The sequence below is a fragment of the Brumimicrobium oceani genome (genome assembly GCF_003143775.1).
Classification (GTDB): Bacteria; Bacteroidota; Bacteroidia; order Flavobacteriales_D; family Crocinitomicaceae; genus Brumimicrobium; species Brumimicrobium oceani.
Genome location: NZ_QFRJ01000006.1, coordinates 114,166 through 138,109, shown reverse-complemented (window position 1 = coordinate 138,109; position 23,944 = coordinate 114,166). Strand labels below are relative to the sequence as shown.

Here is a 23,944-nt window from a genome sequence, read left to right as displayed (position 1 = left end):
CATAAATTTTGCAGATTGAAAAAAAAGTAATCAGCGAAAGTCTATCGATTTGGTAGGAAAATTGTGCTTTGTTTGATTTTTTGTAAGAAATGAGTTAGCCTGTAATTAGAAAATAGGAATACAATAATGTTGTCATAAATCTAGGGTGATTTTCAAAGAGTTTGATTAATTTTGAAGCACGGCGAATGTCGTGCTTTTTTATTTGAAATTTATCGAGTTGTTAAAATGGTTTCGAACCAGTGTTCTTAATTCTCATTTTAAGTGTTTTAGGTTTTTTTTTCAAAGGAAAGCTAATTTAAATTGTTGAGGTCATCCTCGGAATAAATGTTTTTTATATCATGATAAGATCGATAAGCTTACTATTAATGATTGTTTTTGGTTTTTATGGTTTTTCCCAAGTGGAATATCCAGAAGACAAGGTGAAGTGGAGTTTTAAAGTGAAACAGTCTGGCTGTGATGCCGAAATAATTGGAGAATTTACAGTAGATGACCATTGGCACATCAACGCTTTAACGCTACCAGCCGATAATTTTGGAATTCCAACAACATTTAAAGTACAAAAATCTCCTAATTACAAGATTGTTGGTAAAGTGATTGAGCCTAAGCCTGTTGAGGAGTACGATGAGGTTTCTGAGGAAAACTTGCGCTACCACGCGGGAACATTCACGTTGAAACAAAAAATTAAAATCACTACCGATAAGGATTTTGAACTAAAACTCGATTTTGGATTTCAGCCTTGTGATTCCGTTAAGTGTTTATTTCCTTTTGAAGATGTTTTTACTGTTCAAGTAAAAGGATGTGAAATAAAGGTAGAAAAGGCTGATGATGGATTGTTGGACGCCTCTGATTTAGATTCTAAAGACCCTTTGTTAAAAGATGATTTAAGTGCTAATCCTGAAGAAGGGAATGATGTATCTCAGGAAGAGGAATCTGCTGAAATGGAAGAAGAAGGAGAAGATGAAGCAGAAACCTTGGTGGTAACGAAAGATGGCAACAAAAAACAGAGTAAAAGCGATCCAGCGGGGCGTTCCTTGTGGTGGATTTTTGCTGTTTCTTTTGGTAGTGGGTTAATTGCACTTGTTACACCTTGTGTTTTCCCAATGATTCCAATGACTGTGAGCTTCTTTACAAAACAAAGTAAAACCAAAAAACAAGGAATAAATAATGCCATTAAATATGGTATATCAATCATCGTGATTTATATCGTTTTGGGAATTTTAGTGACCGCTATTTTTGGGGCTGACTCGCTAAATAAGATGTCCACTGATCCTGTTTTTAATCTCGTGTTTTTCCTTTTATTGGTGGTTTTTGCTATCTCGTTTATGGGAGCGTTCGAAATTAGTTTACCAAGTGCTTGGGCCAATAAAGCGGATTCAAAAGCAGATAAGGGAGGATTCTTAGGGATATTCTTTATGGCGTTAGCCTTGGCTTTGGTTTCTTTTTCGTGCACGGGGCCAATTGTAGGGATATTGCTGGTACAGGCAGCCTCTGAAGGTGGACTTGCACCATTTGTAGGGATGTTTGGTTTTTCATTGGCATTGGCCTTGCCTTTCGCCTTGTTTGCAGCATTCCCAGGTTGGTTAAACACATTGCCAAAATCAGGTGGATGGTTGAATTCAGTGAAAGTAGTGTTAGGTTTCTTAGAATTAGCCTTAGCTTTCAAGTTCTTATCAAACGCAGATTTAGCCTTGCAATGGCATTTACTTGAAAGAGAAGTTTTCTTAGCAATTTGGATTGGTATCTTCTTAGTGTTGGCGCTCTATTTATTCGGGAAATTAAGACTGCCGCATGATAGTCCTGTGGAGAAATTGTCTGTTGGAAGAACACTTTTCGGAACTACAGTGCTGATATTTGTAATTTATCTAATTCCTGGAATGTGGGGTGCGCCTCTAAAAATTATTAGCGCTTTTCCTCCGCCAATGAGTTACAGTGAAGCTCCACTAGGTTTTGGTGGTGGTGGAACTGCAACAGTGAGTAAAGGCGAATTTATTGAAGGAACGCATTTAGGACCTCAAAATATTATGGTGTTCCATGACTATGATAAAGCTTTGGCTCACGCAAATAAAGTAAATAAACCTTTGATGGTTGATTTTACAGGGCACAATTGTGTAAATTGTAGAAAGATGGAGCAAAGTGTCTGGGGCGAGCCTGGGATCATCGAGATGTTAAGAGATGATGTAGTTATCGTTTCACTTTATGTTGATGAACGCGTTGATTTACCGAAGGATGAACAGAAAACTGTGACCTATCCGAATGGTAGAGAAAAGAACTTGAAAACCGTAGGAGACAAAAACTCATTCAAACAGGTTTCGGAATATCAGGTAACAGCTCAGCCTTATTACATTTTTCAAAATGGAGCAGGTGAAGATTTAGAAGTTGGACCGGCAGATTATGAAAATCACAGTAACCCGGCAGCCTTTAAACAGTGGTTGGAAGAAGGGTTAAACGCCTACAATGCACAGAAATAAAAACCAGTTTATAAAAGAATAGGAACTTTTTGAAAGATTCAATTCCAAATAAGAGGTAAAGTGTTACTTTTGTCAAAACTATTTAGAGATGATTGAACGAGCAAATGCAGTTTTAGTTTTAGAAGACGGAACTACTTTTCACGGTAAAGCGATAGGGAAAATTGGTAAAACAGCTGGAGAGTTGGCTTTCAATACAGGAATGACTGGCTACCAAGAAGTTTTTACAGACCCTTCCTACCTCGGACAATTGGTGATAATGACTTCGCCACATATTGGTAACTACGGAACAACCTCTGCGGAATCTGAGTCTGATAAGATACAATGCGCGGGGATAATCGTTAAAAAGTTCTCAGATGTTGCATCTCGAGATATCTCAGATTTATCCCTTCAAGATTTTTTAATCAAAGACAACAAAGTCGGAATTTCTGATATTGACACACGTGCTTTGGTACGGTATATTAGATCTAAAGGAGCGATGAATGCCATTATCTCTTCAAATGAAGATGATAGCATTGAAGATCTTGTAGAGGAATTAAAAAATGTTCCGTCAATGGAGGGCTTGGAATTAGCAAGTAAAGTTTCAACAAAAGAAGCTTATATTTCTTCTTCTTCAACGGGCAAAAGTCACTACAAAGTAGCTTTATTAGATTTCGGATCAAAAAAATCTATCGCAACTTGTCTGAACGATAGGGACTGTGAAGTGAAAATTTTTCCGATGAATTCATCTTTAGATGAACTTTTAGCCTATGAACCAGATGGTTTTATGTTATCGAACGGTCCTGGAGATCCAGCCGTAATGACTTCTTCTCATCAATTGGTGAAAGAAATTATCGATACAGATATTCCTGTTTTCGGAATTTGCATGGGACATCAAATCATTGCAGCAAGTCAAGGTTTAGAGACTGAAAAAATGCATCAAGGGCACCGCGGATTAAATCACCCAGTTTTGAATCATAAAACCGGTAAAGGAGAAATCACAAGTCAGAATCATGGTTTTGTTGTTTCACGAGTGAGTGCAGAGGATAACGAGAATATTGAAATTACACACTCACATTTGAATGACAATACAGTTGCTGGAATTGCATTGAAAAACAAATTAGTTTTTTCTGTGCAGTATCACCCAGAATCTTCAGCTGGTCCTCATGATTCAAGATATTTATTTGATGATTTTGTAACAAACATGGATACTTTTAAACAATCATAATTTAAACACAATTATTTAAATCCTAATTCAATGAGTTATATTGCTAATATTTTTGCACGTCAAATTTTAGATTCAAGAGGAAATCCAACTGTCGAGGTAGATGTTTATTCTAGCCAAGGTAGATTGGGGAGAGCAGCTGTCCCGTCTGGAGCTTCAACAGGAGTTCACGAAGCAGTTGAGTTAAGAGATGAAGATCCAAAAAGATACATGGGTAAAGGCGTTCAAAATGCCGTAGCAAATGTAAACACGGTAATTAACGAAGCCTTACAGGGAATGTACTTGTTCGACCAAAAAGCAATCGATCAAAAGTTGATTGAGATTGACGGTACATCCAATAAGGGTAGAATAGGAGCTAATGCAATTTTGGGAGTTTCTTTAGCGGTGGCAAAAGCTGCTGCTGCAGACTCTGGAATGTCCTTCTTTAAATATGTCGGTGGTTTAGGGGCAAACACAATGCCTGTTCCTATGATGAATATTTTGAACGGAGGTTCTCATGCGGACAATAAAATAGATATTCAAGAATTTATGGTGATGCCTTTCGGCGCTCAGTCTTTCTCTGAAGGATTGCGTATGGGAACTGAGATTTTTCATCATTTGAAAAAGGTGCTTCAAGATAAGGGGTATTCCACAAATGTTGGAGATGAAGGAGGATTCGCTCCAAACTTAGGTTCAAACGAAGAAGCAATTGAATTTGTTTTGGAAGCTATCGTTAAAGCAGGATACAAGCCAGGCGAAAATGTTTGGATTGCTTTAGATGCAGCTAGTTCAGAATTCTATAACAAGGAGAAAAATAAATATGTTTTCGAATCTACAGGTTCAGAAATGACATCAGAAGAATTTGTTGACTATTGGAAAGAATGGGTAAACAAATATCCAATTATTTCAATTGAAGACGGTTTAGATGAAGACGACTGGAAAGGTTGGAAACTATTGAACGAAGCCATTGGAGATAAAGTTCAACTGGTAGGAGATGATTTATTCGTTACGAATACTAAGCGTCTAGCAAGAGGAATAGAAGAGGCGTCTGCAAATTCAATTCTGATTAAAGTAAACCAAATTGGAACACTCTCTGAAACAATTGAGGCCGTTCAAATGGCGACCCAAAATTCTATGACATCTGTTATGAGTCACCGAAGTGGAGAAACAGAGGATACGACAATAGCTGATTTAGCTGTAGCTTTAGGATGCGGACAAATCAAAACAGGTTCAGCTTCAAGAAGTGATCGAACGGCAAAATACAACCAACTCATTAGAATTGAGGAGGAGTTGGGTGCAAGCGCATATTATCCAGGCTTAGACTTTAAGTACATAAAAAAATAAAAGTTACACTATTGTAGATTTTAGGAATCCAATATTTAAACGTTGAAACAGATGTTTTTTTATTGATTTAAGGCAACTCTAATCGCTTTCTGACCGTTTACTCAATGAAACTAACAGAAAGCGATTAGAGTTATGAAAAACACATATACATTACTGCCCCACAATAAAACCAAGAGGAATCTTCAATCTTTGGTTGTACTTATTTTATTTTTTATTATTCAAGGAACATCAAGCACTATCAGTCAGATATCAGCCGTAAATCCTAATGTTACACCAGCTTATGCAGTAACTGATGTTTTGCTTGGGCAAGGTGTTGTAGCTACAAATATTACTTTTAACGGGAGTCCGTTTTTAGTGAATAATCCACAGGCTTCATTAAATCAATTTACAAATGCATCTGCTGGTTTTCCACTCTCAGGAGGAGTGATTTTGAAGACTGAGAATGCGAGTGTGATAACTGATGCTGATTTAAGCGCAATTACACCAAACAACATAACAAACGGAGTTGTTCTAGAATTTGATTTTGTTCCAGATGGAGACACACTTTCTTTTAGCTATATTTTTACTTCTGCAGAGTACAGCAGTTTTACTTGTTCAAACTTTAATGACGTTTTTGGATTTTTCATTTCAGGTCCAGGTATTTCAGGACCATATTCAAACAATTCAAAGAATATTGCTACAATTCCGGGCTCAAATAATATCCCCGTAGGAATTAATACCCTGAACTCAGGAGTTTCCTCAGGGGGGGCAACAACAAATTGTTCAAACTTAAACCCGAATTGGATAGCCAATTCAGTGCTCTTCACAACAGCTTATAATGCCATCTATAACATGTCTCCAACAATATCTCCTTCTGGGTTTGGACCTGCTTTTAATGGTAGTACAGTTGAATTAACTGCTAATGCATCTGTGATTTGTGGAGAAACATATCATATTAAATTGGCGATAGGTAATGTGGTAGACCAATCTTATGACTCAGGGGTTTTCTTAAAGGCAGGATCATTCGCTTCTGAGCCTAATATCGTTATTGAAAGTAGTAATGTTACATCCATTTACCTGGACACGGTTATTGTTGAAGGTTGTGACGTGGGGAGTTTTTGCTTTACAAGATCTTTGGACCAAAGTGTAGATACGTCGATAGTTTATTACCAAATTTCTGGTTCAGCGGTTGAAGGAATAGATTATTCATTTTCAAATTTACCTAACTTAGGGGATAGCATTATTTTGCCACCAGGAGATACTACTTTTTGCTTAGACTTTTCACCCGTAAACGATTCAATCTACGAGGGACCAGAGGATATATTCCTTACCGCCTATACCATTAATTCTTGTGGAGATACCACCTTCTCTTATGGAGATATTTGGCTTGTCGATAAACCCCTTGATTTGGTAACGGATGCGGGAGCTGACACCACCGTCTGCGCGGGAGGAACCGGAACCTTGAATGGGACTTTTACTATGCCCACCAATGATATTATTTGGACATACACCGGACCTGGAACGGTTACCTTCACACCGGATGATCAGACAATCGACGCTGATGTAGCTTTTGATACACCTGGTCAATATCAGTTTTTCTTGACCGAATCTAATGACTCTTGTGCATTAATTAAAGTCGATTCTATGATTGTGGTTTATGAAGAATTGCTACTAACCACCTCTGCGGATACGACTGTCTGTGAAAATGGAGAGGCAACTTTAATAGGGACAGCTACCGGTGCAAACCCTGTTGAATATCATTGGGGGCATACAAATGATTTAACAAGCACACAAACTGTACAGCCCAATGCATCAACTAACTATACGGTTTATGCGGAAAGTGTGGCAGGCTGCACAACGCCGCCCTTGATTATAGAGGTAGAAGTGCTGCCACCATTGGAATTGTCAAGTACAGCTTCTCAAACAATTTGTCCAGGCGAATCTATTAACGTTTCTGCGACCGTAACAGGTGGGGATAATGGTCCTTACAACTACACTTGGACAGATCCTAATGGTAGTGTTGTAGGTACAAGTAATATTATCAATGTTTCTCCTTCTACGACAACTAACTACACTGTAATGGTGACAGATGGTTGTGAAAGTACACCAAAGACAAGTACTTCAGAAGTGGTTGTGGCGAAGTTGCCTAATGTTAAATTCGATGTAGTTGATGGGGAGATTTGTACACCAGCCGAATTTGTGTTGTATAACGAAACAGACTCTTTATTGGTAGAAGATACATATTGGTATATTTCAGATGATCAAACATTTATGATGAATGATACAATAGATGTAGCTATAGAAAAGCCAGGTGTTTATGGCGTTCAATTAGTGGTTGTAACTCCTGACGGCTGTATTGATTCTTTAACGAATAATGAAATGTTAACTGTATACCCAAAACCAAAGGCAGATTTCACCTATTATCCGAAACCAGCTACGATATTAAACTCTGAGGTGAATTTCCAAAACTATAGTGAGGATGCTGATACTTATAGCTGGACTTTTCTTGGAGGGACGCCGGAGTTCTCAGTTCTAAAAGACCCTAAAACGAAATATCCTGAGGGGCAGGTTGGAACGTTTTCAGTAGAAATGATTGCGGTTTCTATGTTTGATTGTAAAGACACAATTACAAAAACTGTTGAGGTTATACCTGAAGTATTGATTTTTACGCCTAATTCATTTACGCCAGATGGTGATGAGTTAAATCCAACTTGGAAGCCAACCATTGAAGGGATTGATAAAATGAATGTTACGGTTGAGATTTATAATCGCTGGGGAGAAAAAGTTTGGGAGTCTCACGACTTAAATGTGGGATGGGATGGTACTTATGGGCAAGGTGGTGCTCTAGTAAAATCTGGAACGTATATTTATAAAATCCAAGCGACTAACTTAATCAATGATGAAAAGTATGTTTGGGATGGAATTATAACGGTGATTTACTAGAGGAACTACCAACCAAATTGCTTTAGCGTCTATTAAAGTACTGGTAATAAAAAAAGACGAATCTCAATTTTGAGATTCGTCTTTTTTTATTCTTAACTATTTAATTTTGGTCAATCTAATTGTTGATTGACTGAATACCTGGCAGTTCTTTTCCTTCTAGGTATTCCAGCATAGCGCCTCCACCAGTGGATACATAACTTACTTGGTCTGCTAAGTTTAACAAATTGATTGCTGCAACAGAGTCGCCACCACCAATTAAAGTGAATGCACCATTTGAGGTTGCATTTACCAAGGAGTTCGCTACCGCCACTGTTCCTTGCATAAAGTTTTCCATTTCAAAAACACCCATTGGACCATTCCAAAGAATAGTTTTAGAGGACTGAATAACGGTGTTGAAATTGTGAATTGATTCTGTTCCTATATCTAATCCCATCCAGCCTTCTGGAATTTCATTGATATCACATGACTTTGCGTTGGCATCATTCGCAAATTTATCTGCTATAATTGTATCGCTTGGTAAATGGATTTTTACTTTTTTCTGTTCTGCCATTTCCAAAACTTTCTTAGCAGTTTCTAAGTAATCATCTTCAACCAGCGAATCACCAACTTGGCCGCCTTGAGCTTTGATAAATGTGTAAGCCATTCCTCCACCAATAATAATTTGATCTACGGAATCCATTAGTTTTTCAATAATAGTGATTTTTGAGCTCACTTTTGCTCCTCCAATAATTGCCGTTGTTGGTGGTTTGGGTGTGTGAAGTAAAACATCGATATTTTTTATTTCTTTCTCTAATAACAAACCGAAATATTTGTCATTTGGAAAGTTTTCTGCAATGACGGCTGTGCTGGCATGCGCCCTGTGCGCTGTTCCAAAAGCATCATTGATGTAAATGTCACCATGATTTGAGAGCTTTTGAGCAAATTCTGAATCTCCAGATTTTTCTTCTGAGTAAAAGCGTAGATTTTCTAATAATACTACCTCACCACTTTTAAGGTTTTTGGTATAATTAAGAGCATCTTCCCCTATACAATCCCCTAGGAATTTGACATCTCTTCCAATTAACTTCTCTAATTCACTAGTTATGTGCTTTAAGGAGAACTTCTCCTCGTATCCACCTTTTGGTCTACCTAGGTGGGACATTAATACAACACTACCTCCTTTTTCAAGTATAAGTTTTATGGTAGGAACAGCTGCTTTTATACGCGTGTTGTCTGTGATTTTATTATCCTCATTCAAGGGAACATTGAAGTCCACACGTATTAAGGCACGCTTGTTTTTAAAGTCGATATTAGAAATAGTTTTCATGGTATGTAATATTTTTCGACAAAAATAATACAATCTTTAATACCAAAATTTTAATACTTAAAGAAAAATGAAATGGCGTATTAAGAAGTGTTAAAGTGCTTTTAAGCGTTTCTATAATATTTATTTAATTTTCTTTTTCCAACAATTACCCTATCCCTGAAAAGTTTTCTGTTTTGCTAAAGCTTGATTTTAAAAGGGTTTGTTGCATATTTTGACAGATTTATAATTTGTAGTAAAGTATATGTGTTTTGACTTTGATAAGTATTTAATAATTCCTTAAATTCGTATTGCTTATTTTTTGTATATTTATAAGACAAAATTTCAATACATATGTCTGTTACAGAAGTTTCGGAGTTAAACCTTGCCTTGCGCAAGTATTTTGGGTACGATCAGTTCCGTGGTGATCAAGAATCTATAATAAGGAGTATTTTAGATAAAAAGAATACATTCGTTATCATGCCAACCGGTGGTGGTAAGTCGATGTGCTATCAGCTTCCTGCGTTATTGTCGGAAGGTACAGCAATAATCGTCTCCCCATTGATTGCACTGATGAAAAATCAGGTGGATGCCATTCGGAATGTCAGTGAAGATGATTCCGTCGCTCATGTTCTCAATAGTTCATTGTCCAAAACGGATGCCAATAAGGTAAAGGAAGATATTAAAGCAGGTAAAACCAAACTGCTTTATGTTGCTCCTGAATCGCTCACTAAGCAATCGAATATAGATTTCTTCACCTCTGTGAAGATTTCCTTTTTCGCAATTGATGAAGCGCACTGTATTTCTGAATGGGGACACGATTTCCGTCCAGAGTATCGCCGATTACGCGAAATTTTTGAAGCAATTTCAGATGTCCCAATTATTGCATTGACAGCTACTGCAACTCCAAAAGTGCAACAGGATATTCAGAAAAACTTGAATATGGGTGACGCACACCTATATAAAGCGTCTTTTAACAGAGATAATCTTTACTATGAAGTTCGACCAAAAAGAGATGTCGAGAAAGAAATCATTAAGTATATCCGAAAACGGAAAGGTAAATCAGGAATTATTTACTGCCTATCACGTAAAAAAGTTGAGCAGTTGTCCGAAATACTCCGTGTTAATGGTATTAACGCTCTAGGTTATCATGCAGGAATGGATGCGTCTACACGTGCCAGACATCAGGATGCATTTTTGATGGAGGAAGTGGATGTAATTGTTGCGACAATTGCTTTTGGAATGGGAATTGACAAGCCAGATGTTAGGTTTGTGATTCATCATGATATTCCAAAATCGTTGGAAAGTTATTATCAAGAAACTGGGCGTGCAGGAAGAGATGGTGGAGTTGGAGAATGTGTAGCTTTCTACGCGTACAAGGACATCGAAAAATTAGAGAAGTTCTTACAAGGTAAACCTGTAGCAGAGCAAGAGGTTGGAAGGCAGCTATTGTTTGAAATTGTGTCTTACGCCGAAACTTCAATTTGCAGAAGGAAGTATTTACTACATTATTTTGGAGAAGAATACGATGATTCTAAATGCTCTGAAATGTGCGATAATTGTCGCAATCCAAAAGAAAAGACAGAGGGTAAAACAGAAATTGCTAATCTTTTGCATGCAGTGATCGAGCTGAAAGAAATGCAAAGAGCGCCTCATATATGTTCTTTCTTAAACGGTGAGAATACGACAGAGATTAACTCCTATAAACATAATTTACTTCCGCATTTCGCATCGGGAAAAGAGCATGATAAAGTGTTTTGGAATGCAGTAGTGCGTCAAGCACTTGTGGCGGGTTTAATTTCAAAAGATATTGAAACCTATGGAGTAATTAAAATGACGGAAAGAGGTCATGAGTTCCTTAAGAATCCCCATTCGTTTAAACTGGTTAAGGAGCATGATTACTCCGTAGATGAAGATAGCGGAGATGTTGCCGCAATGGGAATTAAGGACACATTTGACGAGGAGCTTTATCAAGCCTTACTAGATCTTAGAAAGCAAATTTCAAGAGATAAAGATATTCCACCTTTTGTTATATTCCAAGAAGCAAGTTTAAAGGATATGACTTTGCAATATCCTATCACGAAAGAGGAATTGACAAATATTCAGGGGGTTGGACTGGGGAAAGCAAAAAGATATGGCGCTCCTTTCTTGACATTAATCAAAGAGTATGTCGAAAACAACGAGATAGAGCGTCCGCAAGATATGGTCGTGAAATCATTGGTGAACAAATCTGGATTAAAGGTTCAGTTAATTCAAAATATTGATAGGAAATTGCCTTTGGAAGACATTAGTAATTCCCAAGGAAAGTCAATGGATGAAATAATTGATGAGATTGAAATGATTGTCAATTCTGGAACCAGGGTGAATATCAATTATTATTTGGACGAAATATTGGACGAGGACAATCAAGAAGAGATTTATGATTATTTTTCAGAGGCAGAAACAGATTCTTTACAAGAGGCTTACGATGAATTTGATGGGGATTACACCGAGGAAGAATTAAGGTTGATGCGTATTAAGTTTATGTCAGAAATGGCAAACTAAATAATTGTTAATGTTTAATTATTAATTATTAACGCGTTAGGGATCCTTGTATATATAGTTAATTGTTAATCCGCTAGAGGTCGGAAAAGTTGTCTAATTGCTAGTGGAGAAGGTGGTTGAAGTAAACAAATCAGCAACTTCACAAATAAACAAACAGAAAAAAAAATGTCTACAATACACGATAGCGTAAAAGAGTATTACGGAAAAGAATTGGAGAGCTCGACAGATTTGAAAACAAATGCCTGCTGCACAGCAGTAGCTCCGCCTTTAGAAATTAAAAATGCCTTAAAGAATGTTCATCCGGAAGTTTCTGATAAATATTATGGTTGTGGTTTAACGATTCCTTCTGAGGTGGAAGGACTTAGGATTCTTGATTTGGGTTCTGGGAGTGGTCGCGATTGTTATATTGCTGCTCAACTTGTGGGTGAAGCAGGTGAAATTGTGGGTGTAGACATGACACAAGAGCAGTTGGACGTTGCCAATAAACATTTGGAATATCACAAAGAAAAATTTGGTTATTCTAAATCTAATGTTGAATTCGTTAATGGTAATATTGAGAAATTAGATGAGTTGGGTTTTGCGCCAGAGTCTTTTGATTTGATTATTTCTAATTGTGTAATTAACTTAGCTTCTAACAAAGATAAAGTGTTGTCAGATGCATTCAAGCTTCTAAAGCCAGGTGGAGAAATGTATTTTTCTGATGTGTATTCCGATAGAAGAATACCACAGGAACTGCAAAAAGATCAAGTGCTTTGGGGTGAATGTCTCAGTGGTGCATTGTATTGGAACGATTTTTTAAACGCTGCAAGAAAAGCAGGGTTCTCTGACCCAAGAGTTGCGGAAGACGAGCCTATCACCATAGAAAACGAGGAGCTTGAGGAAAAAGTAGGTAATATTAAGTTCTTCTCAGTGACTTATCGCTTGTTTAAAATTGATGGCTTAGAACAATACTGTGAAGATTATGGTCAAGCAGTGCGCTATAAAGGAACGCTTTCAACAGAGAAAGAAAATTTATTTTTGGACGATCACCATGAGTTTCCTAAAGGTAAGATAATGAGTGTTTGCGGAAATACATTTCGAATGCTAAACGATACGCGTTACAATAAACATTTCGATTTCTTTGGAGATTGGTCAACACATTACGGCATTTACGAAGGCTGTGGGACGGATATTCCATTTGCGAGTAAGTCAGAGAGTAACGAGAGTGTTGGAGGAGGTTGTTGTTGATTTTTTACCGCGAAGTCGCAGAGGTTAACGCAAAGTTCGCTGAGTTTTTTTTACCAAGGTGAATTGAGTAAACAAGTTTTGCTCAATTTTACTTTGAGACCTTTGCGCCATTGCGGTTAATTTTTAATTTTTTATCCGATAAGAACAAACTCATCTTCACGCCCCATACATTCGTAATTAAATGATTGGTAATTCGTAATTATTTACAAACAAGCCATCACCATCATTTGCATCCCCGTTTTTAAGGCTTCATGGTCGATATTAAATCTGGAATTGTGAACTCCATGCACGATTCCTTTTTCTTCGTTTCTCACGCCAATTCTAAAAAAGCATGTTGGGATTTCTTGTGCGTAGAAAGAGAAGTCTTCAGCTGTTAAACGAATCGGTAAATCATGTACATTTTCCTCGCCTAGCCAGTTGTTGGCTTTTTGTACAAATTTTCTTGTCAGTTCAACGTCATTTTCTAAAAATGGATAGCCCTTACTAATTTCAACAATGGCTTTTGCTCCGTGAGCTTCTGCAATGAGTTCTGCTTGCTTTGTGATTTGTTGTAGCGCTTTTGCTCGCCATTCTTCATTCATGGTCCTGAATGTTCCTTTGATATGTACTTTTTCTGGAACTACATTTGTTGTTCCCAGAGCTTCAAAATGTCCAAAGTTTAAAACACAAGGAATTTTTGGATCACATTTTCTACTCACAATTTGCTGAAGTGAGGTAACTATTTCTGCTCCAACCAGTATGCTGTCGATTGTTTCGTGAGGAGTGGCTCCGTGACCACTTTTTCCAATAATGTCGATATAGACTTCATCGCAAGAAGCCATATATAGTCCTTCTTTAGTACCAACTTGACCAACAGCAAAATCTGGAAAAACATGCAAGGCATACATTTCTTTCACTTTTGGGTTTTCCAAACAACCCGCCTCAATCATTAAGCTTGCTCCTCCGGGATTTTTCTCTTCGCCTGGTTGGAAAATTAACTTTACTGGATCTTTTAGTTCATTTCTCATCCCAAATAGAATCTCAGCAGCTCCCAATAGGACGGATGTATGCACATCATGACCACAAGCGTGCATTATTCCATCGTTTTTCGATTTATAATCAACATCATTTTGCTCCTGAATAGGCAGTGCATCAATATCAGCGCGTAAACCAATGCATTCTTGATTTTCTGAATGACGATTTCCACGAATAACTCCAACAATTCCTGTTTCTGCAACTCCAGTCTCATGAGGAATTCCAATTTTAGTCAGTTGCTCAGAAATGAACTTCATGGTTTCAAATTCTTGATACGATAATTCAGGGTTTTTATGAATGTGTTTTCTGTAGCCAAGCACTTTTTCAAAAAGATCTTCTGATTGCTGTATTACTGATTCACGTATATTTTGATTCATGATTTTTCCTTTTTTTGCAATTGTTTACTGATCTGAGATCAATCTCGTCTTCACAGGTGAATTCACTAATTTAATCTTTAATTCCGCTTTTTCTGCGAATATTGCGTACGATCAATCACAAAGATGCTAATTTTGTAGATGAATAGCAATTGCAAAAATTGAACAATTCAAATTTGTTGTAACAGATAAAAATTCCAATTATGAAAATAGTTAAATTCACTTTTAATCCGATTCAAGAAAATACTTATCTAGCAATAGATGACCAAAAAAATGTCGTAATTATTGATCCTGGTTGTTATTTTGAAGAAGAGCGTCAATTGTTGAGAGACTATATTTCAAAGAACGATTTAACAGTAAAAGCTTTACTGAATACGCATGGTCATTTGGATCACATCATGGGAAATGACTTTGTGAAGCGTGAATATGGCGTTGATTTATATTTGCATAAAGACGATGTGGTTACATTGCAAATGGGCGAAAGAAGTGCTCAAATGTATGGTTTAAACCAATTTCAAGCTTCACCGATGCCAGATAAATTTATTGAAGAAGGCGACGTTTTAAATTTTGGTGATATCTCCTTCGAGGTTATATTTTGTCCAGGGCATGCACCAGGTCATGTGGTTTTTTACAGCGCAAAAGAGGAATTGGTAATTAATGGTGATGTTCTTTTTAAAGGGAGTTATGGGAGAGTTGATTTACCCGGAGGAGATATGCAGACATTGAAAAATTCGATAACGAAAAAAATGTTTACGTTACCCGACAATACCTTGGTGTATACAGGTCACGGCCCAGAAACAACCATTGGAGAGGAAAAAAAGAGCAATCCAATTTTGTGGTAGAGCCAAAATGAATTTTTTTATGGAGGAATAATTTACGGACGGTTGGTAAACTGTACATTTCATTATTAATGTGCTATGCAATTCTTGAATCTAAAAATTTTAATGATTCAACGAATCCAAAAAAATCAATCATTGAATGAATCCCAAAAACAAATCTTTACGCTCTTTTTATCAAATAATCTTCCCGTTTTACTTCTTGAAAGGATTTGTTTTTCACTTTGGAAATAAGCCACAGATGAAAATCGAAATATTCAAAGGCTACAGATTCAAAAGGATCATTTTTTAAATCTTTTATTTCCTCATCTATATTTTGAAGTAAATCTTCTATTTCATATTTGTTTTGAGCATTAGAAATCTTTGTTAAATTTTTGAGGAAGAGCGATTCAAATTTAAATGTCCTTTTACGTTTTGATAAAAATCTTTTGGTGCTTTTTATCGCATATGGGAGTAAATCATCATTTTTTAATTCGAAATGTATAAGTAGGTTCAGTAGGTGAGCAAAGGAAACAATATCCTCTTTTTGATCCAAATCCTTATTGTTTAATATTACGTTAATCCACTTCAGGCTTTGATTAAAATCTTCATTTCCAAAATGAGCAATTGACATGTTAAAAGCGAGATAAGCTTTTCTGAATGGAGTAATTTCTTCCTCGTATTTTTCTAAACCATTTTTAATTTCTTCTGATAAGGCTATGGCCTTATTAAAGTTTCCTTCCTGATTTAATATTTTTAGTTCAATACTGTTTATGCTAGAAAATAATTTTATTGCCAAATCTTCTGTAATGTTACTCTTCAATTGATGCGGGAACGCTTTCAATTCATTTAAATGAATATGGATTGCTTTTGAGTTTCCTAATTTAGATTCTGAATGAATGATGTTGGTTAAAATTGAAAAATATTGATTGGGATGCTCACTCATTTTATTTTGATTCGCCTTAAAATGAGCTAAGTTTTCTTTAAGTAATTCTAAAGATTTTTCATTTTCTAGAATCGCAAAGTAATAAGCGCTTTTAAAATGATTAATTAAATATTGATTTTCAAATGATATTTCTTTTGGCTGCTCAATTTGTTTGAATCCCTCATACAATTCATTGTAGCGTTCTAGTTCTGCCGAAGATCTTGCTTGGCCATACTGGTTTAGTTGAATGAAAAGTTTACTTTTTAGGCTCCATAATGAATTGTACAAACTGTATTGATTTGCTAAATCGAGGGTTTCTTGTTTGTGCTTATCTATACTTTTGGTGTTTGCTTTTTGATAGCCTCGGGTTTCAAGAATCATTTTCTCTTTGTTTGCCAGTTGCAAAAGTATGGCAACCTTGTTGTGCTTATTTGCAAGTCTTTTTGCTTTTTTTAGCTCGTTGACCGCATGATCATATAATCCTTTACTGTAAAGTATATTAATACTATGCAACATTTTGTAAAGCTGTGCCTCTAGGTCTTTTGAAGCATAAAAAGCATCCAGTGCACTAATAATTTGTTCATATAATCTGTTTTTAGTTATTGGAAATTGATTCAAAAAAGCTTCACCTTTAAAATTCTCATAAATCTCCTCTTCATCGAATTTTTCTTGTTGATCAATAAAGTCAAAAATCCGAACACCATTGTTTTCTTCACCTATAGTATGGCGAGATGCATAAATTTTAAAGTATCTTTTTTCACTTTTTGTTAAGCTTTTTATAAGCTCAAATAGCGCGGGAGAAGCTGTTTTAGACATGTTGTTTTTTAATGGTACACTTCTAATATACTTTTATTTATTCATTGGGTGAAAAATAGTTTTTGAAAAGACTATTTCGTTTATTGACCTGTTTATTTTTGAAGGTGTTCTGTTCTTTAAAAGTCAAGTTTTTTACATTCACAAAGAAAGTTCCTAAACAAAAAAAGAGCTGCAATTTTGCAACTCTCTTTATTTATATAATCACTAATTCTATTTCTTTTTCACTCTTCTTTCGTCGTCTTCATCACCATTTGGATCGGTAATATTTATAAGCGTATCTGCTATAATTCCTTTTCCAAGAATGACGTCATTGCCATTGGATTTATTATTGCCACAATCTTCAATTATTACATTTCTTTGATAAGAATCATCGTACTGCTTAGGTTTGATTTCTTCTTTTTGACAGCTACCAATCGTTAGTAGAACTATTCCTGATAATATAAATGACAATTTTTTCATAACGGCTACTTTCAGAGTATTACATCCAAAAATATAAAATTTAAATAGTTATCCCAAATATTGCTTCATAATTTTAAAGGTAACCACCGTTCCATTGATTGAATGGTTATTTTCTTTGATTTGAAAGGGGCCAACCATCTCTATTGATCGGGCAGAAATTTTCTGCAACAATTCTATTCTACCTTTTGCAATCATCATGCCCTGAGATTGATGATTACTGTGGTCATTAACCTTGTTTTTGCGAGAGTTTTCGATCCCAATTCCATTGTCTTTAATTTCAATTCTAATATGGTCGAGGTGTTCAGTAATGTTGACTTCGATTTCTCCCATTCTATCCTTGATTGGAAGAACTCCGTGAATTATACTGTTTTCTACAAATGGTTGCAAGAACATTGCTGGAACTTTCAATAATTCAGTTTCCACTTCTTCTTCAACGTTAATGGAATAGTTGAAACGATCCTTAAACCGCATACTTTCTAAGTCTAAATAGAGTTTCAACCGTTCAATTTCATCGGATAAGGCAACCATACCATCTTCGTGATAGGAGCTGTCTAAGTTTTTTCTAATCAATTTGGCAAATCTCGAGAGGTATTTATTGGCTGATTTATTGTCGGAGGCGTTAATGTAATATTGTATTGAATTTAAAGCGTTGAAGATAAAATGCCTATTCATACTGGCGTTTAGAGATTGCTGTTCAAGCTTCGATAATTTATTTTGGAATTCTAATTTGATTTGGTAATTCTTATTATCTCTTCTCTTTTGACGTGCTCTATCTACGGACAAAACGAAGGCAGAAATGACTATTCCAATGATAAAATAGAACCACCAAGTACGGTAGAACGGGGGAGTAACTTCGATGGGGAGAGAAAAAATCTTTGAAAATCTATTGTTTCCATTGTCAACTTTTAGTTTGAAAACATATTCGCCTGGAGGTAGGTTGGTAAAGCTCGCGGTAGAAATGTTGCTTGGCGGAGTCCAGTCGGTTGAAAAACCTTCTAAAAAGTAGCTGTATCTCAAGCTTCCCGGGTTTGTCATATAGATACCATCAAAGGATAAAGAGATGTTTTTGTCAACGTACTTCATGATTAGTGTACTTTTTTCTCCTTTGGTATTGAAAACATCAACTTCTTTATTCGTGAGAGATTTATTGTTTATCGTAATCCCCGTTAATTGTAGTTTTGGCTTGGCATTTTTCATTAAGGAACTTCTGTTTTCTAAGTCCATTTTCATTAGACCAGAGGCCGTTCCAAACCACAAGAATCTATTTTTTTCTAGGTAATTTGAATTGATGTTGGTTTCCAAGTCAATCAGTCCAGATGTAATTCCGTAGTGGTATTTATGTTTTAATTTCGTGCCCACTTCATACAGGCCATTATTGGTACCTACAAACATTAAAGTATCATATAGCTGGAGGAAGTTTACAAATTCTAGGTTTTGTTCCTTTTCTAGAAATTGACGTTTATATGTTCCTTCTTTTTTAATATAAAGTCCGTTTTCTGTTCCCACCCAAAGGTCTCCTTTGGGATCAATCTCTATGCAGTTAATTCCAGAATCAAAATAATCTGTTTTAACGCTGAAGTCTTCTTTAATAGTATAGATTCCCTTACTGGCTGCAGCATAAATAACGCCGTGTTTTACCTCGAAATCCCGCGCTCCAATAATGTTTTTTAATGATTTATCGCCTTCATACAGTGTCTGCGATTTCTTGTCAAAGAGTATGCTTCCTTCTGTTGTGCTCACCAGAAATGTACTGTCATTTAGCGTATGTATTCCTTTTACACTGTTTGAAGGAAGTCCGTCTTCCTCTTTGTAATAACTTTTAAACTCCTTATAATCATAAACAAAAAGACCAAAGTTGGTGGCGAACAAAACAATGTCATCCGCACACACAATTTGCCACGCAGCGCTCTGAATAAAATCTATTTTTTTTATATTCCCCGTTGAGTCAATTTTAAAAACACCTCTGTCAATTGTAGAAATCCATTTGTTTTTCTGACTATCCAGATCCATAGCAATAATCAAATCACTGGGTAGTCCGCTGCTTTCGTTGTAATAGGTGAAAACTTCATCTGTAAATCTAATAATTCCTTTTCCATTGGTTCCTATCCAAATATTGTCTTCACTGTCTTCAAATATTTCATAAACGTCATCTGTGGGCAATCCTGACTTTTCAGTCATTTTTATGGTATCTCCCTCTTTCACTAATAGAATTCCATTTCTAGAACTCAACCAAAAGTTGTTTTTATGATCTATGGTTACATCTCGGAACATGTGGTCTTCATCGTAAAGTGTTTCTTCGATGTTTAGTGTTTTCGTATTTAACTTGTATAAGGTTCCGTTAAATGAACTTGCAAAGATGAACTCACCTTTTCGTTCCAATCCCGAAAATGAATTTTCACTGGATTGTTCTATGAGTGCAAAAGATTTTCCGTTGTACACATGCAATCCTGTTCTGGTGGCGAGGAAAAGCTTTCCCTTATAATTGATTAATTCCCTTATTCGTTTAGGACTATCTTTAATTGGTTCTAGTCTCTTTTTTTCTTTATTAAGTAAGTATAAACCTCCTCCATTGGTAGCGATGTAAATCGATGAATCCAATTTCGAAAAATCGGAAACCTTATTTAATACCTTATCTTTTGTGTGTGGAATTGATGTAAATGTGTTGTCTGAATTCTTTATTGATATTCCTTGTGGATGGCCAATGTATAGGCTACCATCTATGATTTCGAGCTTAGTGATTCTGTTATTCAGTAGCCCATTGTTACGACCATAATTTGTGAAGTTTTCACCATTAAAACGCGCCAAGCCCCCAAAAGTACCCACCCAAATATATCCATCTTGATCCTGAGCTATGGTGTATACCTGAGATTGAGGTAAGCCCTTGCTGGTATTGTATTGAATGAAAGAAAACTTTTGAGCCCTTAGCGGACTAAAAACGCTAACTAAAAATAAAAGAGAAATAAGCAGTCTCATGCTTTTCCTTTGATTGTCTTTAAAAACGCGCTTACTCTATTTCTGGCCACAGGAAGCTGAACTCCATTTTTCAGAATAACTGTGTAGCCATCTTCGCTTACATATTCTTTAATCATATCTAAATTTATGATGTAGGATTTATGTATTCTGTAAAATTTCATGGTGTTTAGAATTCCTTCATATATTTTTAAAGTTCGTGTATCTAAGTACCTTGTTTCATCTTTAAAATAAATCATGGAACAGTTGCCGCTTGCTTCCAAGTAGGCAATATTATCATCTTCCACGATTTTCACTCCTTTTGTGTGCGAAATAGCAATGCGGTTGTTGGTTTTATTATGTACCAGTCGATCGGCTAAGTTTTGCAAGGCATTAAAATAGTTGTCGTAATTTTCTGGGTGTTTCGAGAAAGTCTCTTTCGTGGCAATTAGTTTATCGACAGCTGTTCTTAAATCTTCATCGTCTATTGGTTTTAATATATAGTGAACTGCATTGGTTTGAAATGCACGAATGGCATAGTCTTTAAATGCAGTAACAAATACAACAAGGAAATTTCGGTCTTCCAATCGCTCCAATAAATCAAATCCTTCAGAGCCAGAAGGCATTCTAATATCCAAGAAAACAACATCTGGTTTTTCGCTTTTAATCATCTCTTCTGCTTCATCAATATCACCAGCTTCGCCTACGACATTTATTTCTGGACAGTAGTTTTCCAGCATTATCATGAGGTTTTTTCTAGCCAATTCTTCATCATCAACTATAATAGCGCGTAAATCCATATATTTTCTTTTGAACTAAATTAAGAATAATATTTTGGGTTTTGAAATTGGAGTGATAAAATGAATGAAATAAAAATATGATTTTGTTAACTAGAAGTTGAATACAGCAACGTTTTACAATGCGTAAATTCTATTCACTGCCTAAAATCACCATTTAACTCAATGGTTCGGTAGATTCGCATTTTTAATTTTTTAAGCGATAAAATTGAGCCTATATTGGTAATGAATTTAAAATTAAACGTCATGAAAAAATTATACACTTCAATTAAATTAACTGATATCTGGGTTTTCAATGATAATGGAAATTAATTCTAATTGGTCTTTGCAAGGAAACTCCAAATGCTGCATTGTGTTGGTTTTAGAGTTTTCTAATCAAAGCCTTGAGATGAGTTGATTTTCTCAGTTTTTTCTGTGAAAGTCAATAAGCTAATCACCTCTTTTTCATTTTCATGATGTCCCATGTGACCAATAGATTTTATGAGATGAAAAATATTTCCGCTTTCTAGCGCTTGCTTTTGTAATGTTTTGGCATCAATTAAAGAATCAAACTCTCCTTGAATAATGTGAATTCTTTCTTTCCATTTTCTTAAAACCTCACTTTTGTCTTCTCTGTTGCGCATCGCAAATAAAGTTTGCACAATGGCTTCTTCCGACATTTCATAAGCTTCCTCTATCAAATGATTGATCTTTGTTTCGAAAAATTCAGGTTTGAAATATAAACTTGGAATGGCTTCTTTTAAAAAGAGCATTTTGTTGTATTCAACAATTCGAGCTACTCTTCCTCTGTCTACTTTTTTACTTTCAGAATCTGCCCAAGGGTGGGAATGTAATAATGTGATTTGATCAATTTTTAAATCTTTATCCTCTGCCAAATGCAAAGCAACATATCCTCCTAGCGAATGTCCAACAATCGAAAATCCGTCTTTCTTTTCTTCTTGTTTTTCTTCTTGTTTTTCTTTTTTGATTTCTAAAATGGTACTTTTTACCGCTTCAGTAATATTCGATAAACTTAATTTTTCGTCCAATAATTCAGATTTTCCATGACCGGGCAGTTCAATGCAAATCGCTTGAATGTTGGGAAGCTGAGTAATTACGTTTTCCCACATTGAATTGGATTCTAAAAATCCATGTAAAAAAACAACAGGATAGCCTTCTCCGACTATCCTGTAATTTAATTTTTGTTTTTCATTCATTTTTAATAGACATTAACTGTTCATGTAGTCCTCTATCTCCTCAAGCTCCAAAGGCAATCCTGGCATCATGTTTTTAGGCGCTTTTCCATCTTGAATGATCAAATCATCTTCTAAACGAATTCCTAAATTTTCTTCTGGAATATAGATTCCCGGTTCACATGTGAAAACCATTCCTGCTTCGATTGGCTTGTGATATAATCCCGAATCGTGCGTGTCTAAACCAATAAAGTGAGATGTTCCGTGCATAAAGTACTTCTTGTATGCTGGCCAATTTGGATCTTGATTTTTAATGTCTGTTTTGTCAAGTAAATTCAATTTTAATAATTGTTCTTCCATTAAATGCCCCACTTCCTTATGGTATTCTGGAATTAATGTTCCTGGAACCAAAAGTTTCTCTGCTTCTTTCTTTACATGAAGAACAGCGTTGTAAACTTCTTTTTGACGAGCACTATAACGACCGCTTACAGGAACAGAACGTGTTTGATCAGAAGCATAATTTGCATATTTGGCTCCAAAATCCATCAAAATTACGTCTCCATCTTTACACTCTTGGTTGTTTTCCACGTAATGTAAAACGCAGGCATTTTTACCAGAGGCAATAATTGGAGTGTATGCGAATCCGTTTGAGCGATTACGAATAAATTCGTGAATAATTTCAGCTTCTATTTCGTGTTCCCAAACTCCTGGCTCAATAAACTTTAAAACTCGTTTATATGCTTTTTCCGTGATGTCACACGCTTTTTGCATTAAGTCCAGCTCGATGTCTTCTTTTACACTTCTGATGCGGTGTAAAATTGGTGCACTTTTGTGAACCTGATGTGCTGGATATATTTTTTTGTACTTTTTAATGAATCGGTCTTCTCTTGTTTGCGTTTCCGTATTCGCTCTTAAATGCTCGTTGGTGTTGAAGTAAACTCCCTCAGCCTCTGCCATCATTTGCTTGAAAATCGTATCAAATTCTTGCAACCAATACACTGTTTTTACACCAGTACTTTCAAAAGCAGCTTCTTTTGTTAGTTTTTCACCTTCCCAAACTGCAATGTGGTCATTTGTTTCTTTCAAGAATAAAACCTCTCTGTGCTTTGGATCCGAAGCATCAGGAAATAAAACCAATATACTCTCTTCTTGGTCAACTCCAGATAAATAAAAAATATCTCTGTGTTGCTCAAATGGCATAGAACTGTCTGCACTAATTGGATAAATATCGTTGGAATTGAAAACCGCAACAGTGTTTTCTTTCATCTGCTGCATGAATTTAGTTCGGTTTCTTTCAAATAATCTTTTGTCTATTCTTTCGTATTTCATCGGTTTGTATTTTTCTGTTTTAAGCTAGAAAAACACCCTTTTTCTAGCGTTTGGGCAAGATAGGAATTCTATAGGTTTTTATAAAGCAATTAACGGGAATTTAATGATACGTTGAATGGAATTCGGAAAATGATTGATCGAAGTTGAATGTAGGGACGATTTGAAAATCGTCTGCTCTGTGGGATTCGAGCATTTGCAAATCGTCCTAAAGATTGGTGCAAATTGATATTTCTATAATTCCATAATCGACTCATTGAATTAAATTTTCACAACGTAAATAGATTACGTTCTTCCGTATTAGATTTGTACCGTAATTAAAAACAAAAG

General features: G+C 35.8%; 15 protein-coding genes. 7 read left to right on the top strand and 8 right to left on the bottom strand.

Annotated elements, in window-relative coordinates; genetic code table 11:
• Window positions 1-338 precede the first annotated feature (338 nt).
• From DIT68_RS09380 to DIT68_RS09365, 4 genes are all read left to right on the top strand, one after another.
• Window positions 339-2,468, top strand: coding sequence for a protein-disulfide reductase DsbD family protein (locus tag DIT68_RS09380; protein ID WP_233244182.1), 2,130 nt, complete (start codon window positions 339-341; stop codon window positions 2,466-2,468).
• A gap of 88 nt (window positions 2,469-2,556) precedes the next feature.
• Entirely contained in the window at window positions 2,557-3,672 is a 1,116-nt protein-coding gene (gene carA / locus DIT68_RS09375) for a glutamine-hydrolyzing carbamoyl-phosphate synthase small subunit (protein WP_109359538.1), read from the top strand.
• 30 nt (window positions 3,673-3,702) lie between these two features.
• Window positions 3,703-4,992 (top strand): phosphopyruvate hydratase, encoded by a 1,290-nt coding sequence (eno, locus tag DIT68_RS09370; RefSeq protein WP_109359537.1) that lies wholly within the window; start codon window positions 3,703-3,705, stop codon window positions 4,990-4,992.
• Window positions 4,993-5,124: 132 nt separating this feature from the next.
• The gene (locus tag DIT68_RS09365) at window positions 5,125-7,914 is read left to right on the top strand and encodes a choice-of-anchor L domain-containing protein (protein WP_109359536.1); all 2,790 of its coding nucleotides are present in this window, start codon (window positions 5,125-5,127) and stop codon (window positions 7,912-7,914) included.
• Between the two features lie 115 nt (window positions 7,915-8,029).
• Here the strand turns inward: DIT68_RS09365 and DIT68_RS09360 are convergent, their stop codons facing one another.
• Entirely contained in the window at window positions 8,030-9,220 is a 1,191-nt protein-coding gene (locus tag DIT68_RS09360; RefSeq protein WP_109359535.1) for a phosphoglycerate kinase, read from the bottom strand.
• A gap of 330 nt (window positions 9,221-9,550) precedes the next feature.
• Here DIT68_RS09360 and recQ point away from each other — a divergent pair, with 330 nt between their 5' ends.
• Together recQ and DIT68_RS09350 are read left to right on the top strand one after the other, a co-directional pair.
• Window positions 9,551-11,740 carry a DNA helicase RecQ gene (recQ, locus tag DIT68_RS09355; protein ID WP_109359534.1) on the top strand — a complete coding sequence of 730 codons (2,190 nt, stop codon included), beginning with the start codon at window positions 9,551-9,553 and terminating at the stop codon, window positions 11,738-11,740.
• Window positions 11,741-11,905: 165 nt separating this feature from the next.
• Entirely contained in the window at window positions 11,906-12,967 is a 1,062-nt protein-coding gene (locus tag DIT68_RS09350) for a methyltransferase domain-containing protein (RefSeq protein ID WP_199223402.1), read from the top strand.
• Between the two features lie 203 nt (window positions 12,968-13,170).
• On the opposite strand, the gene DIT68_RS09345 is transcribed toward DIT68_RS09350, so the two are convergent.
• Entirely contained in the window at window positions 13,171-14,358 is a 1,188-nt protein-coding gene (locus DIT68_RS09345) for a M20 metallopeptidase family protein (RefSeq protein WP_109359533.1), read from the bottom strand.
• A 200-nt stretch (window positions 14,359-14,558) separates the two neighbouring features.
• On the opposite strand from DIT68_RS09345, the gene DIT68_RS09340 reads away from it, so the two are divergent.
• On the top strand, window positions 14,559-15,197 hold the full coding sequence (locus DIT68_RS09340; protein ID WP_109359532.1) for an MBL fold metallo-hydrolase: 639 nt from the start codon (window positions 14,559-14,561) through the stop codon (window positions 15,195-15,197).
• Window positions 15,198-15,354: 157 nt separating this feature from the next.
• Here the strand turns inward: DIT68_RS09340 and DIT68_RS09335 are convergent, their stop codons facing one another.
• The 6 genes from DIT68_RS09335 to DIT68_RS09310 all read right to left on the bottom strand — a co-directional run bounded on the left by DIT68_RS09335 (window position 15,355) and on the right by DIT68_RS09310 (window position 23,617).
• Complete coding sequence (locus DIT68_RS09335) at window positions 15,355-16,911, bottom strand: hypothetical protein (RefSeq protein WP_109359531.1); 1,557 nt, start codon at window positions 16,909-16,911, stop codon at window positions 15,355-15,357.
• A 210-nt stretch (window positions 16,912-17,121) separates the two neighbouring features.
• Window positions 17,122-17,370, bottom strand: a complete 249-nt coding sequence (locus DIT68_RS09330) for a hypothetical protein (protein WP_109359530.1) — start codon at window positions 17,368-17,370, stop codon at window positions 17,122-17,124.
• A gap of 48 nt (window positions 17,371-17,418) precedes the next feature.
• Entirely contained in the window at window positions 17,419-20,343 is a 2,925-nt protein-coding gene (locus DIT68_RS09325; RefSeq protein WP_109359529.1) for a ligand-binding sensor domain-containing protein, read from the bottom strand.
• On the bottom strand, window positions 20,340-21,119 hold the full coding sequence (locus tag DIT68_RS09320) for a LytR/AlgR family response regulator transcription factor (RefSeq protein WP_109359528.1): 780 nt from the start codon (window positions 21,117-21,119) through the stop codon (window positions 20,340-20,342). The genes DIT68_RS09325 and DIT68_RS09320 overlap by 4 nt, the downstream gene beginning before the upstream one ends.
• 368 nt (window positions 21,120-21,487) lie before the next feature.
• Complete coding sequence (locus tag DIT68_RS09315; RefSeq protein ID WP_109359527.1) at window positions 21,488-22,312, bottom strand: alpha/beta fold hydrolase; 825 nt, start codon at window positions 22,310-22,312, stop codon at window positions 21,488-21,490.
• Window positions 22,313-22,324: 12 nt separating this feature from the next.
• Entirely contained in the window at window positions 22,325-23,617 is a 1,293-nt protein-coding gene (locus DIT68_RS09310; protein WP_109359526.1) for an aminopeptidase P family protein, read from the bottom strand.
• Between the last annotated feature and the right edge of the window lie 327 nt (window positions 23,618-23,944).